The 544-nt window shown below is 57.2% G+C and carries 1 protein-coding gene; it reads left to right on the forward strand.

Annotation, left to right across the window (positions count from 1 at the left end; genetic code table 11):
• A partial coding sequence (locus MD588_RS25920; RefSeq protein WP_265700834.1) for an Ig-like domain-containing protein occupies window positions 1–544 on the forward strand: 544 nt, incomplete at both ends.

The raw sequence follows: 544 nt of genomic DNA on the forward strand, positions 1-544 counted from the left end.
GCAGCTAAGCATCGGTTTGGATACGTTGTTGCCGGGGATCAGTCTCGTCAGTGATAAGCCGAGCCTGAAAGCCGGTGAGACCGCGGCCTTGACCTTCACTTTAAGCGAAGCGAGTTCTGACTTTGCGGTTGATGATATCACCGTGGTCGGTGGTAGCCTGAGTGGCTTTACCGGCAGCGGCACCAGTTATGCAGCGACGTTTACGCCAGACTCTGACCGCACCGCGGCAGCTACCGTGGATGTGGCCGCCAATGCCTTTACCGACAGCGCAGGTAATGACAATACCGCGGCGACGCAATTGTCGATTAGCCTAGATACGGTGCTGCCGGGGATCAGCATTGCCAGCGACAAGCCGAGCCTGAAAGCCGGTGAGACTGCCAGCTTGACCTTCACCCTGAGTGAAGCGAGTTCTGATTTTGCGGTCGGGGATATCACCGTGGTCGGTGGTAGCCTGAGTAGCTTTACCGGTAGTGGTACTAGTTATTTGGCAACGTTTACGCCGGATGCCGATCGTACCGCGGCAGCGACCATCAATGTGGCGGTG

It is taken from the genome of Photobacterium obscurum (assembly GCF_026191635.1).
GTDB lineage: Bacteria > Pseudomonadota > Gammaproteobacteria > Enterobacterales > Vibrionaceae > Photobacterium > Photobacterium obscurum.